At 73.1% G+C, this 3791-nt stretch carries 4 protein-coding genes; 2 read left to right on the top strand and 2 right to left on the bottom strand.

Features of this window, described 5'->3' with window-relative positions:
* Positions 1–30: 30 nt before the first annotated feature.
* Entirely contained in the window at positions 31–693 is a 663-nt protein-coding gene (locus B7L92_RS35325; protein WP_004923664.1) for a helix-turn-helix transcriptional regulator, read from the bottom strand.
* A gap of 279 nt (positions 694–972) precedes the next feature.
* Positions 973–1608: a DUF3000 domain-containing protein gene (locus tag B7L92_RS35320; RefSeq protein ID WP_255311292.1), complete on the bottom strand. Its 636-nt coding sequence runs from the start codon at positions 1606–1608 to the stop codon at positions 973–975.
* A 203-nt stretch (positions 1609–1811) separates the two neighbouring features.
* Between B7L92_RS35320 and hemE the strand changes: the two genes are divergently transcribed.
* Positions 1812–2882: a uroporphyrinogen decarboxylase gene (gene hemE / locus B7L92_RS35315; protein WP_081241293.1), complete on the top strand. Its 1071-nt coding sequence runs from the start codon at positions 1812–1814 to the stop codon at positions 2880–2882.
* 129 nt (positions 2883–3011) lie between these two features.
* Positions 3012–3791: PAS domain-containing protein (locus tag B7L92_RS35310; RefSeq protein ID WP_143626437.1), on the top strand; the 780-nt coding region annotated here is incomplete at its 3' end.

Genomic DNA, 3791 nt, shown 5'->3' with positions numbered 1-3791 from the left:
GAACGGGGGATGGAGGGGCGGGCGGCGGGGTCAGTGGATGATGCCGGTGCGCAGGGCCACCGCCACCATCCCGGCGCGGTCGCCCGTGCCGAGCTTGCGGGCGATGCGGGCGAGGTGGCTCTTGACGGTCAGCGCGGACAGGCCCATCGAGACGCCGATCGCCTTGTTCGACTGGCCCTCCGCCACCAGTCGCAGCACCTCGACCTCGCGGCCGGACAGTTCGCGGTAGCCGCCCGGGTGGCTCGGAGCACCCGGGGGGCGGCGGTGCAGGCGTGCGGCGGCGGCGCCGATGGGAGCGGCACCGGGACGGGTGGGGAGCCCGAGGTTGGTGCGGGTGCCGGTGACGACGTAGCCCTTCACCCCGCCGGCGAGGGCGTTGCGCACGGCGCCGATGTCGTCGGCGGCGGACAGGGCGAGGCCGTTGGGCCAGCCCGCGGCGCGGGTCTCGGACAGGAGGGTGAGGCCGGAACCATCCGGCAGGTGGACTTCGGCGACGCAGATGTCGCGGGGGTTGCCGATGCGGGGACGAGCCTCCGCGACGGACGAGGCCTCGATGACATCGCGCACACCGAGCGCCCACAGGTGGCGGGTGACGGTGGAACGGACGCGGGGGTCGGCCACGACCACCATGGCGGTCGGCTTGTTCGGGCGGTAGGCGACCAGGCTTGCGGGCTGCTCGAGGAGAACGGACACCAGGCCTCCTGGGGTGCGGGACGGGGCCGGCTCGTGGGGGTGAAGCCGGGACTAACCGTGCTTTCAAGGTCACAGTCGTCTTCGGCAACAAACCTGGTGTCCTTTAGGGAATGATCACGATCTGGTGAGTAACAATCTGCGCAATTCGGACGCGCGATCGATCATTCGAAGATCGAACGGTTTCGCTCCGCGTCGCAACGCTTCCGAAAGTGGCCGTATCGACAAAGAGATCGGCAAGGAGGGCGGCGTCGGGACTGCCGGAGGCCCCGGAGGGGAAGCTCACCGCGACTGCGGCCCCCGGCGCTGCGGCAGCGTCACCACGGAGGGGTCCCCGGGGGAGGCCGGCGGCAGCCCCGCGACCTGGGCCAGCAGATCGCACCACGCGGCCAGGTGGGCGGCCGCGTCCGGCGCCCCGCCCCGGCCCTCCCGGGGCGTCCAGGACGCACGGATCTCGATCTGCGAGGCGGCCGGCCGCGCCGACAGCCCGCCGAAGTAGTGGGAACTCGCGCGGGTCACCGTGCCGCTCGGCTCGCCGTACGCCAGCCCCCGGGCCGTGAGCGCGCCGGTCAGCCAGGACCAGCACACGTCCGGCAGCAGCGGGTCCGCGGCCATCTCCGGCTCCAGCTCGGCCCGCACCAGGGTCACCAGGCGGAAGGTCCCCCGCCAGGCGTCGTGACCGGCCGGGTCGTGCAGCAGCACCAGCCGGCCGTCGGCCACGTCCTGCTCGTCGTCGTCGACGACGGCCGCCTCCAGGGCGTGCGCGTACGGTGCGAGCCGCTTGGGCGCGGGGGTCGGCTCCACCTCGATCTGCGGCCGCAGCCGGGCGCCGCGCAGCGCGTCGACGGCGGCCCGGAAGGGCGGCGGAGGTGCGCCCCCGTGCCCGGGATCCGTCCCGGTCCCCTTCGGTTCGTCCATTCCGCCAGCGCCGTCCGACAGTCGTCCCTGAGCCGCAGCCATGCGGGGAAGATTAAGCGGAACGGGCGCCCGGCGCGGGGAGGGACACCCGCGCCGCCCCGCGGTGTCCGGATCGTGTCCCGCGGGCGCCGGGCGCCCCGGGGCGCGGGGGGTCCCGGAGACCAGGTGCGGGGGCGCCGGAGGACCATGCGAGACTTGCCGGTGTGAGTGCCAACGTAAGCCCGACGGCGGGGATGCAGCCGACCGCGACGTACGACAGTCCTTTCCTGAAGGCGTGCAGGCGCGAGCCGGTGCCGCACACCCCGGTGTGGTTCATGCGGCAGGCCGGGCGCTCACTGCCGGAGTACCGCAAGGTGCGCGAGGGCATCGGGATGCTCGACTCCTGCATGCGCCCCGAACTGGTCGCCGAGATCACGCTGCAGCCGGTGCGCCGCCACCGGGTCGACGCGGCGATCTTCTTCAGTGACATCGTCGTCCCCCTCAAGGCCATCGGCATCGACCTCGACATCAAGCCCGGCATCGGCCCGGTCGTCGAGCAGCCGGTCCGCACCCGCGCCGACCTCGCCCGGCTGCGCGACCTCACCCCCGAGGACGTCTCCTACGTCACCGAGGCGATCGGCCTGCTGCTCCCCGAACTCGGCTCCACTCCGCTGATCGGCTTCGCGGGCGCCCCGTTCACCCTCGCGAGCTACCTCGTCGAGGGCGGCCCGTCCCGCACGTACGAGAACGCCAAGGCGATGATGTACGGCGACCCCGAGCTCTGGGCCGACCTGCTCGACCGCCTCGCGGACATCACCGCCGCGTTCCTCAAGGTCCAGATCGAGGCCGGCGTCTCGGCGGTCCAGCTCTTCGACTCCTGGGCCGGCGCGCTCGCCCCGGTCGACTACCGGCGCTCGGTGCTGTCCGCCTCGGCGAAGGTGTTCCGCGAGGTCGCCGACCACGGCGTCCCGCGCATCCACTTCGGCGTCGGCACCGGTGAACTCCTCGGCCTGATGGGCGAGGCCGGCGCGGACGTCGTGGGCGTCGACTGGCGCGTCCCGCTGGACGAGGCCGCCCGCCGCGTCGGCCCCGGCAAGGCGCTCCAGGGCAACCTCGACCCGACGGTGCTGTTCGCCGGCCGCGAGGCCGTCGAGGCCAAGGCCCGGGAGGTGCTGGAGTCGGCCGCCGGTCTGGAGGGCCACATCTTCAACCTCGGGCACGGAGTGATGCCGTCCACCGAGGCGGACGCGCTGACCCACCTCGTGGAGTACGTCCACACGCGGACCGCCCGCTGAGCCACCGCGGACACCGGGGCCGGCTGCGGCCCCGGTGACGCCGGCCGCGAGTCGGTCCCCGGACGTGGGGTACTGGGCCTACACGCCGCCCACCACGTTCGCTCCCGGGCAGGGGCGGCTGGAGGCCCCATGAGGCTCGAGATGTTCGACCCCGCTCCGATCGGCGTGGTGCTCACCCAGGGACCGGAGCACCGGCTCGCGTACACCAACACCGTCTACCGGAGCACCTTCGGCGACCGTCCGCTGGGCCGGCCCATCCGCCGCACCTTTCCCGACCTGGAGCAGTCCGGCTACTTCGACATCTTCGACCGGGTGTTCGCCACCGGGAAGGCCGAGGTGCTCACGGCCGTCCCCATCGACCTGTCCTTCCCGGGCTCGGCGGACACCGGAACGCGCTACTTCACGTTCAGCATCTCGCACGCCACGATAAGTGACGGCCGGCAAGGGGTGCTGGGCGTGATCGTGGAGGTCACCGACCAGGTGACCGTCGCGAAGCGGATCCGCGTCCTGTCCGAGGAACGCCGCCGCGCGATGCTGCGCTACCGCAGTCTGGTGCGGGCCGGATCCGAGATGGTGTGGGTGACGGACCCCGCGGGCGGGATCATCGAGCCGAGCCCCGGCTGGCAGCGGGTGACCGGGCAGAGCTGGGAGGAGTTCCGCGGCAATGGGTGGATCGACGCGGTCCACCCCGACGAACGCGCCGCCGTCCTCGAGACGTGGGGCCGGGCCCTGGAGGAGGCGCGGCCGCTGTTCGCCCAGACCTACCGGCTGCGGCTGGCCGAGGGCGGCTACCGCCACTTCGCCGTCAACGCGGCACCGGTCCGCGACGAGGACACGGTGATCGAGTGGGTGGGCACCTGCCGCGACATCGAGCAGGAGTGGCAGGACACCCGCCGCGAGGAGCTGCTG

It is taken from the genome of Streptomyces viridosporus, from assembly GCF_002078235.1.
Taxonomy (GTDB): Bacteria; Actinomycetota; Actinomycetes; order Streptomycetales; family Streptomycetaceae; genus Streptomyces; species Streptomyces viridosporus.
This window is presented reverse-complemented; position numbering and strand designations above follow the sequence as displayed.

Coding starts and splice junctions, on each gene's coding strand:
- B7L92_RS35320 (WP_255311292.1), bottom strand. CDS start 1,608: ATGGACGAACCGAAGGGGACCGGGACGGATCCCGGGCACGGGGGCGCA.